This window comes from Roseibium sp. RKSG952, from assembly GCF_009711355.1.
Genome location: NZ_SMMF01000948.1, coordinates 17,020 through 37,019 on the forward strand (window position 1 = coordinate 17,020; position 20,000 = coordinate 37,019).

The 20,000-nt window shown below is 59.3% G+C and carries 18 protein-coding genes; 3 read left to right on the forward strand and 15 right to left on the reverse strand.

Annotated elements, in window-relative coordinates; genetic code table 11:
* Positions 1 to 10: 10 nt before the first annotated feature.
* The 5 genes from E1297_RS31670 to E1297_RS31690 form a co-directional block, all read right to left on the reverse strand.
* Entirely contained in the window at positions 11 to 2,866 is a 2,856-nt protein-coding gene (locus E1297_RS31670; protein ID WP_209016126.1) for an EAL domain-containing protein, read from the reverse strand.
* Positions 2,867 to 2,954: 88 nt separating this feature from the next.
* Positions 2,955 to 3,593 carry a GNAT family N-acetyltransferase gene (locus tag E1297_RS31675; protein ID WP_155145091.1) on the reverse strand — a complete coding sequence of 213 codons (639 nt, stop codon included), beginning with the start codon at positions 3,591 to 3,593 and terminating at the stop codon, positions 2,955 to 2,957.
* Positions 3,594 to 3,615: 22 nt separating this feature from the next.
* Positions 3,616 to 4,902 carry a pitrilysin family protein gene (locus E1297_RS31680; RefSeq protein ID WP_155145093.1) on the reverse strand — a complete coding sequence of 429 codons (1,287 nt, stop codon included), beginning with the start codon at positions 4,900 to 4,902 and terminating at the stop codon, positions 3,616 to 3,618.
* A 4-nt stretch (positions 4,903 to 4,906) separates the two neighbouring features.
* Positions 4,907 to 6,313, reverse strand: coding sequence for a threonine synthase (gene thrC / locus E1297_RS31685; RefSeq protein WP_368669758.1), 1,407 nt, complete (start codon positions 6,311 to 6,313; stop codon positions 4,907 to 4,909).
* A 197-nt stretch (positions 6,314 to 6,510) separates the two neighbouring features.
* The gene (locus E1297_RS31690) at positions 6,511 to 7,107 is read right to left on the reverse strand and encodes a YqgE/AlgH family protein (protein ID WP_155145096.1); all 597 of its coding nucleotides are present in this window, start codon (positions 7,105 to 7,107) and stop codon (positions 6,511 to 6,513) included.
* A 188-nt stretch (positions 7,108 to 7,295) separates the two neighbouring features.
* Between E1297_RS31690 and E1297_RS31695 the strand changes: the two genes are divergently transcribed.
* Positions 7,296 to 8,132: a protein-disulfide reductase DsbD domain-containing protein gene (locus E1297_RS31695; RefSeq protein WP_155145098.1), complete on the forward strand. Its 837-nt coding sequence runs from the start codon at positions 7,296 to 7,298 to the stop codon at positions 8,130 to 8,132.
* Positions 8,133 to 8,223: 91 nt separating this feature from the next.
* Positions 8,224 to 8,709 carry a peroxiredoxin gene (locus E1297_RS31700; RefSeq protein ID WP_155145100.1) on the forward strand — a complete coding sequence of 162 codons (486 nt, stop codon included), beginning with the start codon at positions 8,224 to 8,226 and terminating at the stop codon, positions 8,707 to 8,709.
* A gap of 96 nt (positions 8,710 to 8,805) precedes the next feature.
* On the opposite strand, the gene E1297_RS31705 is transcribed toward E1297_RS31700, so the two are convergent.
* The 8 genes from E1297_RS31705 to coxB all read right to left on the reverse strand — a co-directional run bounded on the left by E1297_RS31705 (position 8,806) and on the right by coxB (position 15,457).
* Positions 8,806 to 9,594 carry an SURF1 family protein gene (locus E1297_RS31705; RefSeq protein WP_209016117.1) on the reverse strand — a complete coding sequence of 263 codons (789 nt, stop codon included), beginning with the start codon at positions 9,592 to 9,594 and terminating at the stop codon, positions 8,806 to 8,808.
* Complete coding sequence (locus E1297_RS31710) at positions 9,584 to 9,961, reverse strand: DUF983 domain-containing protein (protein WP_155145103.1); 378 nt, start codon at positions 9,959 to 9,961, stop codon at positions 9,584 to 9,586. The genes E1297_RS31705 and E1297_RS31710 overlap by 11 nt, the downstream gene beginning before the upstream one ends.
* Before the next feature lie 92 nt (positions 9,962 to 10,053).
* A complete protein-coding gene (locus E1297_RS31715; protein WP_155145105.1) occupies positions 10,054 to 10,926 on the reverse strand; it encodes a cytochrome c oxidase subunit 3 in 873 nt (290 codons plus the stop codon).
* A 48-nt stretch (positions 10,927 to 10,974) separates the two neighbouring features.
* A complete protein-coding gene (locus tag E1297_RS31720) occupies positions 10,975 to 11,580 on the reverse strand; it encodes a cytochrome c oxidase assembly protein (RefSeq protein ID WP_368669759.1) in 606 nt (201 codons plus the stop codon).
* 10 nt (positions 11,581 to 11,590) lie between these two features.
* Positions 11,591 to 11,755 carry a hypothetical protein gene (locus E1297_RS49270; protein WP_196223452.1) on the reverse strand — a complete coding sequence of 55 codons (165 nt, stop codon included), beginning with the start codon at positions 11,753 to 11,755 and terminating at the stop codon, positions 11,591 to 11,593.
* On the reverse strand, positions 11,752 to 12,633 hold the full coding sequence (locus tag E1297_RS31725) for a heme o synthase (protein ID WP_244327958.1): 882 nt from the start codon (positions 12,631 to 12,633) through the stop codon (positions 11,752 to 11,754). Before E1297_RS31725 ends, E1297_RS49270 begins: the two co-directional genes overlap by 4 nt.
* Positions 12,634 to 12,827: 194 nt before the next feature.
* Positions 12,828 to 14,423, reverse strand: a complete 1,596-nt coding sequence (gene ctaD / locus E1297_RS31730; RefSeq protein ID WP_155145107.1) for a cytochrome c oxidase subunit I — start codon at positions 14,421 to 14,423, stop codon at positions 12,828 to 12,830.
* Between the two features lie 77 nt (positions 14,424 to 14,500).
* On the reverse strand, positions 14,501 to 15,457 hold the full coding sequence (gene coxB, locus E1297_RS31735; RefSeq protein ID WP_368669760.1) for a cytochrome c oxidase subunit II: 957 nt from the start codon (positions 15,455 to 15,457) through the stop codon (positions 14,501 to 14,503).
* Positions 15,458 to 16,029: 572 nt separating this feature from the next.
* Between coxB and E1297_RS31740 the strand changes: the two genes are divergently transcribed.
* On the forward strand, positions 16,030 to 16,506 hold the full coding sequence (locus E1297_RS31740; RefSeq protein ID WP_244327960.1) for an invasion associated locus B family protein: 477 nt from the start codon (positions 16,030 to 16,032) through the stop codon (positions 16,504 to 16,506).
* A gap of 55 nt (positions 16,507 to 16,561) precedes the next feature.
* Here the strand turns inward: E1297_RS31740 and E1297_RS31745 are convergent, their stop codons facing one another.
* Together E1297_RS31745 and tldD are read right to left on the reverse strand one after the other, a co-directional pair.
* Positions 16,562 to 18,358, reverse strand: a complete 1,797-nt coding sequence (locus E1297_RS31745; protein ID WP_155145115.1) for a monovalent cation:proton antiporter-2 (CPA2) family protein — start codon at positions 18,356 to 18,358, stop codon at positions 16,562 to 16,564.
* Between the two features lie 215 nt (positions 18,359 to 18,573).
* On the reverse strand, positions 18,574 to 19,998 hold the full coding sequence (gene tldD / locus E1297_RS31750) for a metalloprotease TldD (protein ID WP_155145117.1): 1,425 nt from the start codon (positions 19,996 to 19,998) through the stop codon (positions 18,574 to 18,576).
* Between the last annotated feature and the right edge of the window lie 2 nt (positions 19,999 to 20,000).

Consider the following 20,000-nt stretch of genomic DNA (forward strand, 5'->3'; position numbering starts at 1 on the left):
ACCCGTCCCTTCAGGCTGCCGTATTGCGTTCAGACACCTTTTTCCGGAGCATCTTGCTGGCTTCATCGGCTGTCATCGGCTCGCCAAAATAGAAACCTTGCCCAAACTCGCAGCCAAGCTGGAACAGTTCCTGCGCGTCCGCTTCGTTTTCTGCCCCTTCGGCAACCACCGACATGCCCAGATCCCGGCCCATCGCGGCGATCGACCTCAGAAGCACCGGACGCGAAGCCTTGTCATTTGCCTTAACAAACGCCTTGTCGATCTTGATCGTATCGAACGGGAACCGCTGTAGATAAGCCAGCGAGGAGTGCCCGGTTCCGAAGTCATCCAGCGACAAACCCGCTCCAAGACTGCGCAGCCGCTCGAGAACTTTCGCGGAATACTCCGGGTTCGACATGACAAGAGACTCGGTCAGTTCCAGCTTCAAGGTTCCCGGTTCAAGCGACGTTCGGGACAAGATTGCTTTCACGTCGTTGATCAGGTCATGCTTCAAGAGCTGCCGCGACGAGATGTTGATCGATACGAACAGCGGTGCTTCGGTCTTGATTTCCCGTTGCCAGAACGCCAGCTGATTGGCGCCCTTGTCCAGCATGTAGAGGCCCAAATCGTTGATGAGGCCCGTTTGCTCGGCAATCGGAATGAACTCCGCCGGCGTGATCTTGCCACGCTTGGAGTGGTTCCAGCGGGCCAGAACCTCGAACCCTGCGATGGTGTGATCTTCAAGGCGGACGATCGGCTGGAAGACAACACCCAGCGTTTCCTTGCGGATCGCGTCCCTGAGATCGCTTTCCAGATCGAGAATGTTCTTTCCAAGCGGCCGGAGGATGGGCCGGAACACCTCCTGCCTGTCGCCGCCGAGGCGCTTGGCATGGTTCAGTGCGATTTCGGCATTTCCGACCAGATCCTCACCAGCCTGCTTTTCGGTCTCGTAGAGTGCGATGCCGACCGAGCAGGTCAGGAATATCTCCCGATCGCCGAAAGTGATTGGCGCCCGTACAGCTTTCCGCAGGCTGTCGGCCAGGGCCACGATCCGGTCCGGCGCCTGTTCCGAAAGCAGCACCAGACCAAACTGATCGCCGCTGACCCGGGACAGGGCGTCCTGTTCTGCAATGAGACGTCCGAGGCGCCGGGCGACGGTCAGAAGAATGCTGTCACCGGCAGACAATCCGATACTGTCATTGACCTGCTTGAACCGGTCAAGGTTCAGCAACAAGACGGTCGGCTTTGTCGCCCCGTCGGCCTTCGCCTGGGCAAGCGCGGCACGCAGCCGGTCCATGAACAGTTCGCGGCTCGGCAGTCCGGTCAGATTGTCGTGAACCGCATCATGGAGCAGGCGTTCCTCCGCTGTCCGTTCCTCGGTCACGTCGAGCAATGTCCCGACACAGCGGATGACCTCGGCATCAGCACCGATGATCGGACGGGCCCGCAAAAGGAACCAGCGGAAATGCCCGTCCTCGGCCCGTAGCCGGAAAGTTTGCGAGATCTTGCCGCGCCGTTGATCGATAACCGCGTCAAGAGTTGCGCGAAAGCGGTCCCGATCCTGAGGATGCAAGACCTCGAGCCAGTCGCGCGCCGGACCGTCGAGCGTCCCGTGCTGCAGGTTGAGCAGGTCCTCGACTTCATGGCCGGTGAATATCCGGTCCCGGTCCACATCCCAGTCCCAGATAATGTCCCCGGCCCCGGTGAGTGCCAGCGCCCGGCGCTCGACATCCGATATCAGCCCCTGTGCAATCGCCCCGCCGGCAAAGGCATGCTGCATGACGGTGAAACCGATCAGAAGCACGATCAGAACGAGCCCCCCGCCAAGCGCGGGCTGCACAATATCATTGGCCAGGGATCCGGTGATCGTCATCGAGGCACCGATCACCCATGCAATCAGCAGCACCCAGGTCGGGATCAGCATGATGGCCCGGTCATAACCCTTGAAGGCCAGAATGAGGATTGTCACGAAGCCGAGCGCTGCAATTCCGACCAGCGACACGCGGGCAACCCCGGCCGCAATGGACGGATCCCAGACGGCGACCCCCAGAAGACCGAGCAGAAGGATGAGCGTGGTCAGGGCAAGGTGCGAATAGTGGATGTTCCAGCGGTTGAGATTGAGGTAGGCATAGAGGAAGACGATCAGGCTTGCCGCCAGCAGCACCTCCGCGCTTGCCCTGTAAAGCTGATCCTCGCCCGGGCTCAGATTGAAGACCAGCCCCCAGAAACCGAAATCGATACACAGATAGGCAAGCACCGCCCAGGCAAGGGCGGCTGTTGCGGGGAACATCACCGTTCCCTTGACCACAAACAGGATTGTCAGAAAAACTGCCAGCAATCCGGAGATGCCCAGAATAATCCCGCGATAGAGCGAATAGGCGTTTACCGTTTCCTTGTAGACATCCGGCTCCCAAAGCCTCAATTGCGGCAATTCGGGTGAGTTGAGCTCGGCAACGAAGGTCACCACGGCGCCCGGGTCCAGAGTGATCAGGAACACATCCGCTTCAAGGCTTTTCTGGCGTACCGGCGCAATCCCCTGGCTTGGTGTTATCGCTTCGATCCTCGACCCGCCCAGATCCGGCCAGAAGATACTTGACCCGGCCAGCTTGAAAAACGGCGCAACCAGCAAACGGTCAATCTGCTCATCGCTTGTGTTTGCAAGCGCAAACACCGCCCAGTTGGCGTTTTCAGGATCCTTGGCAGGGACTTCGATGCGCCGGACGATCCCGTCCGGCCCCGGCGCAGTGGAGACCTGCAGACGCGGCCCGGCTTCGATATGAAGGTCGACGGCGCCGGTCAAATCCAGCGCCTCGACATCCAACGGCACCGGTATCGGTTCAAGAGCCTGCGCCGCATTGGCGCATGCAAACACAAGCAGCAGCATCATTGCTGCAGACAGGCGCGCAAAAAGGCCGCGCAAGAGTGGCAGTTTCAATTTCAACATGTCCCGACGCATCGCCGGCTTGACCGGCGTGTCACAAGAATTCTTTCAGAGTGCCCCCGACTGACGCCGGCCCCGGTTTTATCTTGGCAGCATAATCCTCCGCCAGACATGCCAGCAACAGGTGATCCTGCCAATAACCGTTTATCAGCAAATAGTTCCGCGCGTACCCTTCGCGCGTGAATCCGGCTTTTTCAAGAAGGCGCAGGGACGGGCCATTGTGAGGAAGGCAGGCGGCCTCGATCCGGTGCAGTCCCAGAACGTCAAAGCAAAACGGCTGCACCAGCGAAACGGCCGACGACATGAACCCCTTGCCAGCCTTGTCGGCCCCCATCCAGTAGCCCAGCGTCACCGATTGCGAAACGCCCCTGCGGACATTCGACAGGGTCAGCCCGCCGAGCAAGTCATCCGTCCCGGCCTGAAACAGGAGAAAGGGATGGCACTTGCCATCCCGCCGGTCGCGGGCATACCGGCGCAACCGGCGCCGGAACCCTGCCTTTGTCAGATCGTCCTTCGGCCACAAGGGTTCCCAGGGCTTGAGAAATCTGCGGCTTTCCGTCCGCAGCTCCGACCATGCCTTGAAATCATTCATTGTGGGATACCGGAGGTAAATACCCTGCCCTTCGAGGCGGTGCTCGGTTTCAGGCACGATCGATGAGCGCAGTAGCGACATGTACCCCCGGATCCCTCAATGATTACATCGCAGCTGTTCGCAATTGCGGTGTCCGCAAGAATGACGCGATTGCATCGGCAGACATGACCTGACCAACGGGACCGACAGTCGTCAATGTCGGCGTTGTTCCAAGGAATGTCTCGTTTGCAACGCGCCGGATATCTGCAGCGGTCACCGCATCGATCTTGGCAGCCACTTCATCCATCGGCAAGACCCGGCCGTGAACAAGGATCTGTCTGGCAATCTGCCCGGCACGCGCAGTCGGGCTTTCAAGAGCCATCATGAGGCCCGCCCGGATCTGGGCCCGCGAGCGGGCCACTTCCTCGTCGCGGATCGTGCTGCCGGCCGCAACCAGTTCATCCAGAATAACCGGCATCAGGGCGGGGATATCCTCTTCGCTGGTTGCCGCATGCAACCCGAACAGCCCGGTGTCGGAAAAGGCCCAATGAAAACTGTAGATCGCATAACAAAGGCCGTGCTTTTCCCGGATTTCCTGGAACAGCCTCGACGACATGCCCCCACCGAGCACGGACGCCAAAATCTGGATCGCATAGTAATCCGGAGACTTGTAGGGCCGCCCTTCAAACCCGATCAGGATTTGCGCTTCCATGAGATCCTTGACCAGGCGGTTTTCGCCGCCGTGATACCGCGCATCACAATCGGATGCCGCCGGCTCCGGATTGATCGCGTTGAACTGACGCTCTGCAAGCTCTACAAGGGCATCATGGTCCACAAGACCGGCTGCCGCCAGCACCATCTCCGGTCCGCGGTAGCGGTCCGTCAGATAACCGTTCAGGGCCTCGGACGAAAAGCCCTGCACTGTTTCCGGCGTTCCGAGGATCGGGCGTCCGATCGGCTGCCCGGGCCAAGCGGTTTCCTGAAACAGATCGAAAGCCTGATCTTCCGGGCTGTCATGCGCCGCGCCGATTTCCTGCAGGATGACATGCTGCTCCCGCTTCAACTCGGTGGGGTCAAAGGTCGAATTCTGCAGAATATCCGCAAGAAGCTCCACCGCCAGCGGAACATCTTCGGCCAGAACGCGTACATAGTAATTGGTGTGCTCGATGCTCGTCGACGCGTTGAGCTCGCCACCGACCGCTTCGATTTCCTCGGCAATCTGACGGGCTGTGCGTGTGGCCGTTCCCTTGAAGGCCATATGCTCGAGCAAATGGGTAATCCCGTTCTGGTGCGGATTCTCCGAACGGGAGCCGGTGCGGACCCAAACGCCGAGCGCTGCGGTTTTCAGATGCGGCATGCGATCGGTCACGACCGTCATGCCATTGGAAAGTGTCGAGACCCTGACTTCCATGACCTTAAACCCCGCTCGCCACGGCACGGGCGTGGTCCTGAATGAACTGCTCGACCGCACTCTGCTCAGCCGGGAGAATGGTCTGGTGCTCTTCGGCACTCATCATCGGCTTCATGCTTTCGGGAAGCTCCGGCCTAACACCGCATACCGCTTCGACTGCATCGGGGAATTTTGCCGGATGCGCCGTACCCAGAACGATCATCGGGGCCGCACTGTCCAGATGGGATTGGGCAACATGAACGCCAATCGCAGTGTGCGGGTCGAGAAGATACCCGGACCGGTCCAGCGTTGTCTTGATGGCCGCAGCAGTTTCCGTTTCGTCACAGCTTCCCGCAGCAAAACGCTCACGCATGGCCGCCAATGGTCCATCGGCGATATCGAACCGCCCGGATTGGGTCAGCCGGTTCATCAGCCCTCGAATGGCATCACCGTCACGGTTGTAGACTTCGGACAAGAGCCGCTCGAAGTTTGAGGATATCTGGATATCCATGGAGGGCGACATGGTCGCGGACACGCCGCGCATTTCATAGGTTCCACTTGAAAGCGTGCGCGCGAGAATATCGTTTCTGTTGGTCGCAACGACCAGTTTCTCGATCGGCAGACCCATTTTCATTGCGGCATACCCGGCAAAGATATCGCCGAAATTGCCGGTCGGCACGGTAAAGGACACAGGGCGGTGCGGTGCGCCAAGCGCAGCTCCGGAGACGAAGTAATAGACAATCTGCGCCAGGATCCGCGCCCAATTGATCGAATTGACGCCGGAGAGCACCACCCGGTCCCGGAACGCGAAATTGTTGAACATGCCTTTGACGATCGACTGGCAATCGTCAAAATTGCCTGTCAGGGCAAGCGCATGAACATTGTCATCCGTCGGCGTGGTCATCTGCCGGCGCTGCACGGACGAGACCCGTCCATCGGGAAACAGGATGAAAATGTCGGTTCGCGCCCGGCCCCGGAACGCCTCGATCGCGGCCCCGCCGGTATCCCCCGATGTCGCTCCGACGATTGTCGCACGAAGTCCGCGCTCTTCCAGAACGTGATCCATCAACAGTCCGAGGAGTTGCATGGCAACATCCTTGAAGGCGAGGGTCGGACCGTGAAACAGTTCCAGCACAAAGGCGTTGTTGTCGATCTGGACCAAAGGCGTCACCGCCTTGTGGCGGAAACCCGCGTAGGCCTTTTCGATCATCGGCTTCAAAACGTCATCGGCAATTGTTCCGCCAATGAACGGCCGGATCACCTCGAACGCGACCTCGGAATAAGGTCTGCCGGCAAACGACGCGATGGTTTTCTCGTCAAGCGTTGGCCAGGTTTCCGGCAGGTAGAGACCGCCATCGCGGGCCAGGCCTTGCAGAAGTACATCAGGGAAATCGAGAATCGGTGCCTCGCCGCGCGTACTGAAGTATTTCACCGCGGACTCGCCTCCAAGTGAGTTGTTATTGTTTGAAGGGCAGCCCTTCAGAGCGGCCACCCTAGTCCAATCGGGATCGGATTTAAACAATTCCATGACAGTTGCCAGCAAAGTTTATGTCACGGAAAGCTGGCGGACGCCGGTTTCGCCGCGCCTGACGTGGACGACCAGTCCGGTACCGGCTTGATGAAGGCGCTTCAGGCGTGCCCGGCCTCTCCATAAAGCATGGCCGGATCGACACCCAGCGCGCTCAGGGCTTTGTGCCACTTGTTGTCAAACTCGGTGTCGAACAGGATCGCCTTGTCCGCATCGCTCGTGAGCCAGCCATTCGCCTGAATTTCCTTTTCAAGTTGGCCCGGCGCCCACCCCGAATAGCCCAGGGCGAGTATCGCATGCTCCGGTCCGGATCCGTCCGCAATTGCCTTAAGGATTTCAAGTGTTGCTGTAAGGCAGACCCCGTTGGCAATTTCCAGCGTTGACTGCTCAAGCACGTAATCGTCGGAATGCAGCACAAAACCGCGCTCGACCTCCACTGGCCCTCCCTTGAACACATTCATGTTGCTGACCTTTGACGGCAACCGGATGGCAGTTTCATCATTCAGGATATCGAGCTGGAGCAAAAGATCCTTGAGCGACAGGTGCCTTGCAACCTGATTGAGAACCAGACCCATCGCTCCCTGATCGGAATGGGAGCACATGTAGATGACCGAATTCTCGAAACGGCCATCCGCCATATTCGGCATGGCAATCAAGAATTTCCCTTCAAGGGAATCTGCTGCAGGCAAGTTTGCCATAGTCATCTCTCCGTCACTTGGACCAGAAGGAGCCCTCTGAAAAGAGTACAGCCTGAAGCATCAGTTGTTAATGCCTTGTCAAAAAACAATGCATGGAGGCCGGACCTCACAAAAACATAACGCAGATATGACGCACCCCCACCGCGTGTTGACGTGACGGATCGACGCGGATTGGTTATGGAGTCCGCATGAAAAAGAAGATCCTTCGAGCACTGACCATCGGCTTTCTGATGATGCCCGTTCCCGCACTTGCCCTTACGACAGACTGGGTCGAGGTCAAGGGTGGTGCCGTGCGCCTGATCATTGACGGCGAACGCGAAGGCACCGCTTATCGCGGCGGCGTCGAGTTCATGCTTGAACCGGGCTGGCACACCTATTGGCGCTTTCCCGGGGAAGCCGGGATCCCTCCGCAGTTCGATTGGGACGGGTCTGCCAACCTCGCTGATATCGACATCCGCTATCCTGTGCCGGAGCGCTATGACGACGGATTTTCGACATCCATCGTCTATCATGACGGGATCGTCCTGCCCTTCTTTGCCGAACCGGAAGACCCCGGCAAACCGCTTGATCTTGACCTCAACCTGTTCTTCGGCGTGTGCAACGAGATCTGCGTTCCCGGTGACGCGCGCTTTGCCGTGACGCTCAAGCCGGAGCTAGAGAAGGATTCGCTCGCAAGACGGCTGATTGAGCGGGACCTTGAAAATGTCCCGCAAGCAGCGTCCCAGACAGCCTCTTGGCAATTCGAAGTGACCCGTAACTCTGCCAGTGACAAGCCTTCCCTATCCATCTCGGCCAATATTCCGGACGACTCTCATGCTGTAGAACTGTTCGCTGCAGGTCCCGAGGGATCCTATATCGGGGTTCCCAAACTCGGCAGTCACGTGAACGGCGTCGCTATCTGGGAGCTGTCAAGCAGCGGCCTTCTTTCGGGACCAAACGGCAAAACCTATCTTGACCTCGTGCTGATTCAGGATGGGCGGGGAACAGAGACCCGGATCGACCTGCCGGATGACAGCTTGAAATAATTGCCGGAACACGCTTCCCCGAACGTCTCCAAGACCCTATGTCGGTTGTCGCGGCCTTGTGCCGCAATCCGTGTGTTTAGGAGATTTCGCAATGAGCCTTAAAGTTGGGGACCAAATCCCGGACGTAACCTTCAAAACCATGACGGCGGACGGGCCGGCAGAGGTGTCAAGCAAAGACCTGTTCGGCGGCAAGACGGTGGTCCTGTTCGGGGTTCCGGGCGCCTTCACCCCGACCTGCCACATGAACCATCTTCCCGGCTTTATCGAACACGGCGACACCATCAAGTCCAAGGGCGTTGACGAAATCGCCGTGGTGTCCGTGAACGATGTCTTTGTGATGGATGCCTGGGCAAAGGCATCGAACGGCTCTGGCGGCATCACCTTTCTCGCCGACACGGCTGCCGACTTCGCGAAGGCCGCAGGCCTGGCTCTCGACGCGCCGATCTTCGGACACACGCGGGCACAGCGGTTTGCCCTGATTGCAAAGGACGGCGAAGTGACCTTCCTGAGTGTCGAGGAAAACCCGGGCGAAGCGAATGCGACCGGTGCGGCAGCCGTGCTCGAGGCGCTCAACTAGACTGACCCCGGTCAGAGACACGTAGGCTGAAGCCGGTCAAATACGAGAACGAAACGGGAGCCCGGTGCTCCCGTTTTTTTGGGGCTCCCGCTTTTATTACGTCCCTTCACGGCTCGGTCTGAGTATCGCCAACGCATACGTCAGGAATACGCCCAGAAGCGTTGCCGCCAGTCCGAACCATGTCAGGGCATAGCCCAAATGATCGTTCTTGAACCGGACAACGGTTTCCCCGGCTTGAGGAAGCCCGGACGCAGGGGTGAACCCGGCGTCGAGATCGATGCTGTAAGGCGCAAGCCGGGCGGGCGGTATGCCAAGGGCATCGGCCATCGCATCGGTGTCCCGTGCAAACCAGATCCTGGTGTCCGGATTGGGCGCAGGCGTCGTCCAGTTGGGCTTTTCCGAAAGCCGCAGCAGGCCGGTCAGGCCGACCGATCCTGAGGGAGGTTGCAGAATAGCCGACATGTCAGCCTCCGACAGTCCTTGCGGTACGAAGCCCCGGTTGACCATCACAACCCACCCACCTTCGGTCTGGAATGGCGCGTAGACCATGTAGCCGGGGCCGTCGAAGTGCCCATTGGGTTTGGTCAGGGATGTGTAATAGAGAGCCGCGCCGCTTTCGAAATGGCCGGTCAGCTTTACATGCAGGTAGTCGTAAGCCGCTGCATCTGCCGCAGCCCAGTTCTGTGGATCGGGTGCGGGTACCGGCGGTTTGTTCACGTCGGCGGCGACCTTGGCAATCAGGTCGTCCTTCCAGGCCAGCCGGTCCAACTGCCAGAAGCCCAGATTGAGCAGGATCGCAAGGCAAACAAGCGTTGCAAGCGCTGGCCACAGCACGCGCCGCCATGCGGACCTGAACTTCCCCTGGACGGTCGTATTATCCGTCAAGCTCACCTTCCTTCGCATTGTTCTTGTATTGCAGCCCGATCATGACGCCCTTGAGCGGACGCAGGATTCCGGCAGCCAGGATCACGGTCAGCGGTAACCACAGGACCAGATGCAGCCATATCGGTGGCTGATAGGAAAGTTCGACCGCCAGAACCAGGCCAACGACAATAAAGCCGACGATCATGATGACGAAGACGGCCGGTCCGTCACCGCTGTCGGCAAAGTCCAGATCAAGGCCGCATGCGGCACATGACTTTCTCACCGACAAAAACCCGTCAAAGAGCTTTCCATGACCACAGCGGGGACATTTGCCGGACGCCCCGCAGACAAACGGATTGACCGGCGGAAACTGTGCCTTGTCTTCCATGCGCGCCTCCCGGGGTTACAGCCATGTTCCAAAAAACAAAGCGCCCGGACCGAACCCGGCCGGGCGCTTGATTTGCAATCGTGCCGGACTGGTTAGTGTGCCGGCGGTGCGCCTGCGCCCCAGATATAGATCGCGACGAACAGGAACAACCAGACCACATCGACAAAGTGCCAGTACCAGGCAGCGGCCTCGAAGCCGAAATGTTTCTGCGGCGAGAAATGCCCGGCCAGCGCACGCCCCAGACACACAGCCAGGAAGATGGTGCCGACAAGGACGTGGAAGCCGTGGAATCCGGTCGCCATGTAGAAGGTCGCACCGTAGATGTTGCCGCCGAAGCCGAACGCCGCGTGGGTGTACTCATAGACCTGAACGATCGAGAACAGGATGCCGAGCATCACAGTCAGTGCCAGCCCCCACTTCACGCCGTCACGGTCATCATGCAGCAAAGCATGGTGCGCCCAGGTGACCGTTGTGCCCGAACACAGCAGGATCAGCGTGTTGAGCAGTGGCAGATGCCAGGGGTCGAATGTCGCGATGCCTTCCGGCGGCCAGACACCACCTGTTGCTTCGGCGCGGGCGTAGTTGATCGCTTCACCTGCGAACAGGGCCGCATCGAAATAGGCCCAGAACCATGCAACGAAGAACATCACTTCGGAGGCAATGAACAGGATCATGCCATAGCGCAGGTGCAGGTTGACCACGCGGGTATGATGGCCTGCGCGCGACTCGCGGATCGTGTCCCGCCACCAGCCGTACATGGTGTAAAGAACGACCAGCATGCCGACGGCGAACAGGCCCCAGCCTGTCAGGTCGATGCCGAACAGGACAAATTCGGAACCCTGCGCCAGGCGCATGAAGCCGATCGCGCCAAGCGCGAGAATGAATGCCCCGACAGACGCCAGAAACGGCCAGGGTGACGGTTCTACCAAATGGTAGTCGTGATTTTTGGTGTGTGCCTCAGCCATTGGCTTGCTCCCCAACGCAATCAGGACCGCGGAGTTTTTGCAGCGGTGTCATAGTTTCGTTTCGGCAGCCGCGTCGACACGCGCTGCAACCGGTTTTGTCGGTGTTTCCACCGGGAAAAATGTATAGGACAGGGTTATTTCTTTCACGTGCGCCAGTTCAGGGTCTTCATCCATCGCAGGATCGACAAAGAACACAACAGGCATTTCAACGCGCTCACCCGTCTCGAGCGGCTGCTCGGTAAAGCAGAAGCAGGCAATCTTGTTGAAGTAGGCGCCTGCGGCCAGCGGCGTGACGTTGAACGTCGATGACCCGACATTCGCCAACTCGCCGTTGTTCTGGGCGATGTAGGCCAATTGAGCCGTTTCACCCATGCGAAGGGTTACAGAGCGCTGTTCGGGCTTGAACGACCACGGCAGCTTCGGGTTGACGTTCCCATCGAAGCGCACCGTGATCTTGCGATCTATCACCCGGTCACTTTCCGCTTCCGCGATCTGGGTTGTTCCGCCGAACCCCGTCACACGGCAAAACAGATCGTAGAGTGGAACCGCCGCATAAGCCGCACCCACCATTCCGGCGAACAAGCCAGCGCAGGCAAGCGCAACCTTGGCATTGCTCCGGTTTGCAGTCTTCTGGCTGTGGTTCTGTTCAGTCACACGAACACCTCTAGAGCGCACGATTCATGATATCGGGACCCATTTTCACAATGGTCACCACGTAGAACAGGACAACCAGCGCTCCGAGAACGCATGCAATCGCAATCGAACGCCCACGGCGCTTCTTTGCCTGCTCTGGCGTGAGTTTCACGCCCTTGTCAGCCTTTTTGGTCATCCCATGATCCTTCCGGCAATGCTTTCGACAAACAGAAGCGCGAACAAAAGGAACAGGTAGGAAATCGAATACTTGAACAGGCGCAAGGTGGCCTTGCGTGCCACGTCGCCGTCCCGCTTCCGCCAGACGTCATAGGCGAGCCAGACGAAGGCTACGCCGAGAGCGGCTGACGCAACACCGTAGGCAATGCTTGCATATCCCAGCAGGAAGGGCGCAACACCGATCGGTGCCAGCAAAAGGGAATAAACCAGAATCTGGTGACGGGTCGACGTTTCGCCGGCCACCACCGGCAGCATCGGGACGCCAGCCGTTTCGTAGTCGCCCTTCTTGAACAGCGCGAGCGCCCAGAAATGCGGCGGTGTCCACATGAAGATGATCAGGAACAGCACAAAGCTTTCAAGGCTGACATCGCCTGTGACCGCCGCCCAGCCGATCATGGGCGGAAAGGCACCGGCTGCCCCGCCAATCACGATGTTTTGCGGCGTCGAGCGCTTGAGCCACATCGTGTAAACAACGGCATAGAAGAAGATGGTGAACGCAAGAAACGCGCCTGCGAACCAGTTCACGAGCAGCCCGAGGATAACGACGGATCCGATGGAGAGCGTCATGCCGAAGGCCAGTGCTTCCTCCGGTGTCACCTTTCCGGCCGGGATGGGACGCTTGGCCGTGCGCGACATGACACGGTCGATATCCGCGTCGTACCACATGTTGAGCGCACCGGATGCCCCGGCGCCGACGGCGATACACAACAGGGCGACAGCTGCCAAGACCGGGTGAAGCGTTCCCGGTGCCAGCATCATGCCGACAAAGGCCGTGAAAATGACCAAGGACATGACACGCGGTTTCAACAGCGCGACATAGTCCCCAACCGACCCCATGCCACCATCCCAGGTGGCATCGTCTGTCAATAGTTCCTGGCGCTCTGCGAGCGACATGGGCGCGTCCCTTATTGTTCTCAACGCCGCCATGTTCTGCTCGGCAGATACGGGGGGCGTCCTTTTCATGGTGTGCACCGCGCCCCTATCCGGCGCGGTGCGATTTCGTCAGGCGGCAAGCCGCCTGTTGCGCAAGATTACCTGATGCGCGGCAAGGTTTCGAACTGGTGGAACGGCGGCGGAGAAGACAGGGTCCACTCCAGGGTCGTTGCACCTTCACCCCACGGATTGTTGCCGGCAACACGCTTGCGCATAAAGGCTTCGACAATGCCGTAGATGAACACCAGGACCGCAAAGGCCGAGATGTAGGATCCGATGGAGGACACGAAGTTCCAGCCGGCAAGCGCATCCGGATAGTCGGCATAGCGGCGCGGCATGCCGTTCAGCCCCAGGAAGTGCTGCGGGAAGAACACCAGGTTCACACCGATGAAGGTGATCCAGAAGTGTGCCTTGCCGATCGTCTCATTGTACATGTACCCGAACATTTTCGGGAACCAGTAGTACCAGGCGGCGAAGATCGCGAACACGGCACCCAGTGACAGAACGTAGTGGAAGTGAGCCACGACGTAGTAGGTGTCATGGAAAGCACGGTCGAGACCGGCATTGGCGAGCTGCACACCTGTCACACCACCAACGGTGAACAGGAAGATGAAGCCGATCGCCCAGACCATCGGGGTGCGGAACTCAAGCGATCCGCCCCACATGGTCGCGATCCACGAGAAGATCTTCACACCGGTCGGTACCGCGATCACCATGGTGGCCGCCACGAAATAGGCCTGGGTCTCGGACGACATGCCGACCGTGTACATGTGGTGCGCCCACACGATGAAGCCGACCACACCAATCGCAACCATGGCGTAGGCCATGCCGAGGTAACCGAAGATCGGCTTGCGGGCAAAGGTGGAGATGATGTGGCTGATGATGCCGAAGCCCGGCAAGATCAGGATGTACACTTCCGGGTGGCCGAAGAACCAGAACAGGTGCTGGAACAGGACCGGGTCACCGCCGCCGGAGGCATCGAAGAAGGTCGTGCCGAAGTTGCGGTCCGTCAGCAGCATGGTGATGGCACCAGCCAGAACCGGCAGGGACAGCAGCAGCAGGAATGCGGTGATCAGGACCGACCATGCAAAAAGCGGCATCTTGTGCAGGGTCATGCCCGGCGCGCGCATGTTGAAGATCGTCGTGATGAAGTTGATCGCACCCAGAATCGACGAGGCACCCGCAATGTGCAGCGACAGGATCGCAAGATCCATTGCAGGCCCCGGCTGGCCGGAGGTCGACAAGGGCGGATAGATCGTCCAGCCACCGCCAACACCGTTCCCCCCCGGAGGACCCTCGACGAACAGCGACAGGATCAAAAGCAGGAAAGCCGGCGGGAGCAGCCAGAACGAAATGTTGTTCATCCGCGGGAACGCCATGTCCGGCGCCCCGATCATGATCGGCACGAAATAGTTCGCATAGCCGCCGATCATTGCCGGCATGACCATGAAGAAGATCATGATCAGACCGTGAGAGGTCGTGAACACGTTGAATGTGTGCGGATTTGAGAAAATCTGCATGCCCGGTTCTTGCAGTTCCAGGCGGATACCGACGCTGAGTGCGCCGCCTACGATCCCCGCGAAAATCGCGAAGAACAGATACATGATACCAATATCTTTGTGATTGGTCGAATAGACATACCGGCGCCACCCCGTCGGATGATCATGCGCTGCATGTATATCGGTCGCAGCCATTGAGTGCTCCCTCGTTAAGCCCTGACCGCGCCGGAAGACAATCTTCGGCGCGGCATCAAATTACGTCGCCAACCGCGTCAGTTGGTGGCGGCAGTTTCTTGCCCGGTCGCTTTGGCGGCTGCGAGCTTCTTGTTCTTTTCAGCGTTGATCGATGCCATCAGCTGCTTGTTGGCAACATCCAGATCTTCCTGGGCAGCGTTTGCCCACTGCTTGTATTGCTCCGGCGTCACGACACGAATCGCAATCGGCATGTAGTAATGCAGGATACCACAGAGTTCCGAACACTGGCCGTAGTAGACACCGGTTTCACGAGCGTGGAACCAGGTCTCGTTCAAACGGCCCGGGATCGCGTCGATCTTGACGCCCATCGAAGGCATCGCGAACGCGTGGATCACGTCTGCGGCGGTGACCTGAAGGCGCACGGTGGTGTCGACCGGAACAACCATTTCATAATCGACGGCCAGCAAACGCGGGACTTCGGCCAGCGGCACGCCCCGTTCATCAGCAACTTCCTGACGCGCTGCCTTGTCGGCTTCCGGATCACTCGTATCCCCGATCGGATAGGAGCTGAATTCCAGATCGTTCATGCCTTCGTCAGTGTACTCATAGCCCCAGTACCACTGGTAGCCGGTCGCCTTGACGGTCATGTCGTATTCCGGAATGTCGAGCTGCTTGTAGAGCAGGCGGAACGACGGAATCGCGATCACGACCAAGATCAGGATCGGAACCACAGTCCAGATCACCTCGATCGCGGTGTTGTGCGAAGTCCGCGAGGGGACCGGATTACGGTCTGCGCGGAATTTCACGCCCACATAGATCAGCAGCGCCAGAACGAACAGCGTAATGACGGTGATAATCACCAATGTGAAACTATTGAACCACGTAATGTCATCCATCACGCTTGAAATCGAATTTTGCAACCCCAATTGCCAAGGTGACATACCACCATCACTGGCAAATGCTGCGGTGGCGGCAGCCGCGCTGGCACCAGTAGCCGTTGTCATAGTCAAGAGACGTTTGAAGATCGACTTCACGTCCACGCTCCCTTCCCTCATCCGCCGCAGCTGGGCGGCATACGTAATTTCGCGAACCCGTAGCGGTTCTGTCCCCGTCCGGTCAATGGGCTGTTTTCGCCGCTCAACAAACCGTCAGCCGCCGGAAATCCGCTCTTGTTGCGGAATTGTAATCGCAAACACGGACTTAGCGCGACGGGACGATAGGAGTAAGCGGCGATCTGCCGCACTCTTGCCCTGACACATTTCCGGCGCACAAAAACCACAAGAAACGTCTATCTGCAACGGGTATGAAGCGATTCCGGCGGTGGAATCGTGTTGACAAAGATTGATCGATATCAATGACGGCGCAAAACCGGTGCAAACTCGAGAATTGACGTCCCTGGACGCCGATGCGGACTGGTCAGGCCGACCGCGATGCGGCAAAGTCCATCCCCGTGTTCTGTCGTGATTCGGCGGCCCCTATTTGTTACAATAGCGATTATAAGATGTTGGAGGACGCCTTGTTCATCCGCCCCGCCCCCTGCTCTTCTGCTGCCCGGTCTGGTGGTAAAACCGGACTGCACCGGCTGCTCAGGTTTGTTGCCACGGCTCTGATCGCGGTGGGGCTCCCGCTCGCAGCCCCCGGAACCGCATTTTCCCAGGGCGAAATCAAGTCGACACATGGCGACTGGCAGATGCGGTGCGACACGCCTCCGGGTGCTTCCGGCGAACAATGCGCCCTGATCCAGAACGTCACCGCAGAAGACCGGGAAAATGTCGGCCTGTCGGTGATCGTGCTGAAAACGGCTGAAAAACAGGCCAGGATACTGCGGGTTCTGGCACCGCTCGGGGTTCTTTTGCCCAATGGCCTGGGTCTCAGGGTGGACGACGCCGACATCGGACGCGCCGGGTTTATCCGCTGCCTGCCGAATGGCTGCATCGCCGAAGTCATCTTCGAGGATGACCTTCTGGACAAGATGAAGGCCGGCAATCAGGCAACCTTCATCATCTGGCAAACACCGGAGGAAGGCATCGGCATTCCGATTTCCCTGAGAGGGTTTTCAGCCGGTTACGAAGCCCTGCCTTAAAACCTGTTCAGGTGGCGCGGGCGCAGCGCCGCCTTCCTTCTTGCCAGGACCGCCCTCAGGTGTCCGGTCCTCCGGCAGGATTGTTTGGCGCTTTGTGTGACTGGCGCGGCGTCACAGCATGCAGCCGGTCGCTTCCGGCATGAATGCCCTGCTTGAGCTGCAATTCCAGCCGTTCCCGATCCCGGCGCCGGACATCCTCTTCGATCTCCTGGATCCGGTCAGCAGGCGTTCCAAGCGCCTCCAAAGCAGCGCGGCCGAAGGCGATACTCGATTCGAAGGTTTCCCTGATCTGGAAGTCGACGCCTTGCCGGGTCAACTCCATGGCATGTGCACGGTCGGTCGCGCGGCAAAACAGGCGCGCATCCGGGAACCCGTGCCGGATCAGGTCGATGGATTTGCCCATCACCTGATCGTTTTCGATACACATGGCGATCAGCGCGGCTTTTCCCGCTCCTGCAGCCGCCAGCACATCGGACCGGGTCGCATCACCATAGTAGACCCGGTAGCCAAGCTTGCGCGCATCCGCAATCCGGTCCGGGCGGTTGTCGATTGCCGTGATCTCCAGCCCCTCCGAAGTCAGGATCTGCGCCACCATCATCCCGAACCGGCCAAATCCGATGACAAGGACCGTCGGCGCAGCCTCTTCGAAACTCTCGACAACCGGGTTCTCGACCCCTTTCTCCTTCAACCTCTCTGCCACGAGGTCGAGTGTCAAACATGCGACGGGCGTCATGATCATGGTCAGGATCACAACCGCGTTCAAAACGTTGGCGGTCTGGAAATCAAAGATCTGGAACGAAACGGCCGCGGTGAACAGGACAAAGGCAAACTCTCCGCCTTGCGGCAGGGTGACCGCGATCCGGAAGGCATCTGTGATCGGGGATCCGGTGATCCGGGCCAGACCCCAAAGAAAGATCCCCTTGACCAGCATGACCACCACAACGCCGCCAAGAACAAACCAGATGTTTTCGGCAAGCACCTGAAAATTCAGCGTCATGCCGACCGCAACAAAAAACAGCCCCATCAGCAGGGATCTGAACGGCTCGATATCCGCTTCGAGCGTGTGCCGGAAGCTGGATTCGGCAAGCAGCACACCGGCCAGAAATGCTCCGAGGGCCATGGACAGCCCCACCGCGTGCATCACTCCGGCACTGCCAAGGGCGACAAGCAGGGCCGCCGCAAGCATCACTTCACGGGCACGGCTGGCCGCGAGGAACAAGAACAGCGGCGAAGCGAGATACCGGCCCGCCAGAACAACGCCCGCAACGGCGCCAAGGATCGTAACCACTTCCGTGAACACTTCGCCGCTCGTGGATGCACCGGAGCCCGGTGCAAGGATCGCCACCATGGCCAGCAGCGGGACAATCGCTATGTCCTGCAGAAGCAGAATGCCAAATGCCCTTTGGCCATAAGCGGATGAAAATTGCCCGCGCTCCTGCAGGATCTGAAGCGCAAATGCGGTCGAGGACAAGGCCAGACCAAATCCGGCCACAAGGGCTGCATCGCGCGGTGTACCGATCAGCAAGGCGATGCCGCTGAGGACCAGCCCGGTCAGCACGACCTGCGCGGTTCCGAGCCCGAAAATGTCACGCCGCATGCGCCAGAGTTTTTTGGGGTCCAGCTCGAGCCCGATCACGAACAGAAGCAGAACCACACCCAATTCCGCAACATCCAGAACCGATTCGCCACTTCCGAAAAAGCCGAACCCGAACGGTCCGATGGCAGCGCCTGCGGCCAGATAACCAACGACGGACCCAAGCCCGAGACGCTTCGACAAGGGCACTGCGACAACACTTGCTGCCAGCAGAATGATTGATTCACTAAAAAACGGAGGAGCGCTTTCCGCAGCCATGCTCATTCCCGGACTGATGCGAAACGGGCCGCACGCGGCCCGCCGACAAACTGATTTTCTTGTGGGTAGTCTAGCCGGGATTTAGCGCAATTTCGTTGAGAAATCGCAACTGCCTGTCCCGAGTTTTTCCTGCTCAAGGCAAAGAAAAAAAGCCCAAGCATAGTCCAACCCGGTCAAGCCTCCGGCCCGTTCCGCAGACACGCACCGAAATCGCGTCAAACAGCGGTCCCGCCAACGGTGAGACCGTTGATCAACATCGAAGGCTGGCCGACGCCGACCGGCACGCCCTGCCCCTGTTTGCCGCAGGTTCCAATGCCCGGATCCAGCTTCATGTCATTGCCGATCATCCCGACACGGGTCAGCGCGTCCGGGCCGTTACCGATCAGCATGGCGCCCTTGACCGGAGCCCCGACCTTGCCGTTTTCGATCTTGTAGGCCTCGGTGCAGGAAAACACGAACTTGCCCGACGTGATATCGACCTGGCCGCCACTGAATGACACCGCATAGATCCCGTCCTTGACCGACCCCAGGATCTCAGCCGGATCCTTGTCGCCGGACATCATCACCGTGTTGGTCATGCGCGGCATCGGGATATGGGCAAAGGACTGGCGGCGGCCGTTGCCGGTGGGATCCATGCCCATGAGCCGTGCATTCTGGCGGTCCTGCATGTAGCCGGTCAGAATACCGTCCTCGATCAGCACGGTGCGTGCAGCCGGTGTGCCCTCGTCATCAACGGTCAGCGACCCGCGCCGGTCCGGGATTGTCCCATCATCGACAATGGTGACCCCGGGCGAAGCGACACGCTCTCCCATCAACCCGGCAAAGGCGGATGTCTTCTTGCGGTTGAAGTCGCCTTCAAGGCCATGCCCGACCGCTTCATGAAGCAGGATGCCCGGCCATCCGGCACCCAAAACGACATCCATCGTGCCCGCGGGGGCCGGAACGGCTTCGAGATTGACCAGCGCCTGACGCAGCGCCTCGTCCACGGCCGCCTGCCAGTTTTCTTCCGTGATGAAACGCTCGAACCCTTCGCGCCCGCCGCAGCCATGGCTACCGCTTTCCTGACGCTGATCGTCCCCGGCCACCACGCTCACCCGAAGCTGCACCATGGGCCGCACATCGCGGACAAAATGGCCGTCGGCGCGCAGGATCTGAACCACCTGCCAGCTTCCGGCCAGGCTCGCCGTCACCTGCCGGACCCGCGGGTCTCTCGCCCGGGCAAACGCGTCGATTTCCTGAAGAAGCTTGACCTTGTCCTCGAAATTCGGCGCGGCCAGGGGATTGATATCGCTGTAAAGAGACCGGTTTGTGCGCGCAGGGGCTGCGGCATAGCTGCCGGAATGCCCCGACTTGACGGCCTGGATTGCGTCAGTCGCCCGTTTCAAGGCCGCCTCGGAGATGTCCCCGCTATGGGCATAGCCAGCCGCATCTCCGACAACCGCCCTGAGCCCGAAGCCTTGAGAAGTGTCGTAGTTGGCAGCCTTGAGCCGGCCGTTGTCGAAGGTCAGGCCTTCCGATTGACGATACTCGACAAACAACTCTCCGTCATCGGCTCCTCCAAGCGCAGCTTCGGTGATTTTCCTGGCGCGCTCGAGCCCCAGGCCCGAAGCTTCAATCAGGTCGATCGGCGTGTCGGTCATGA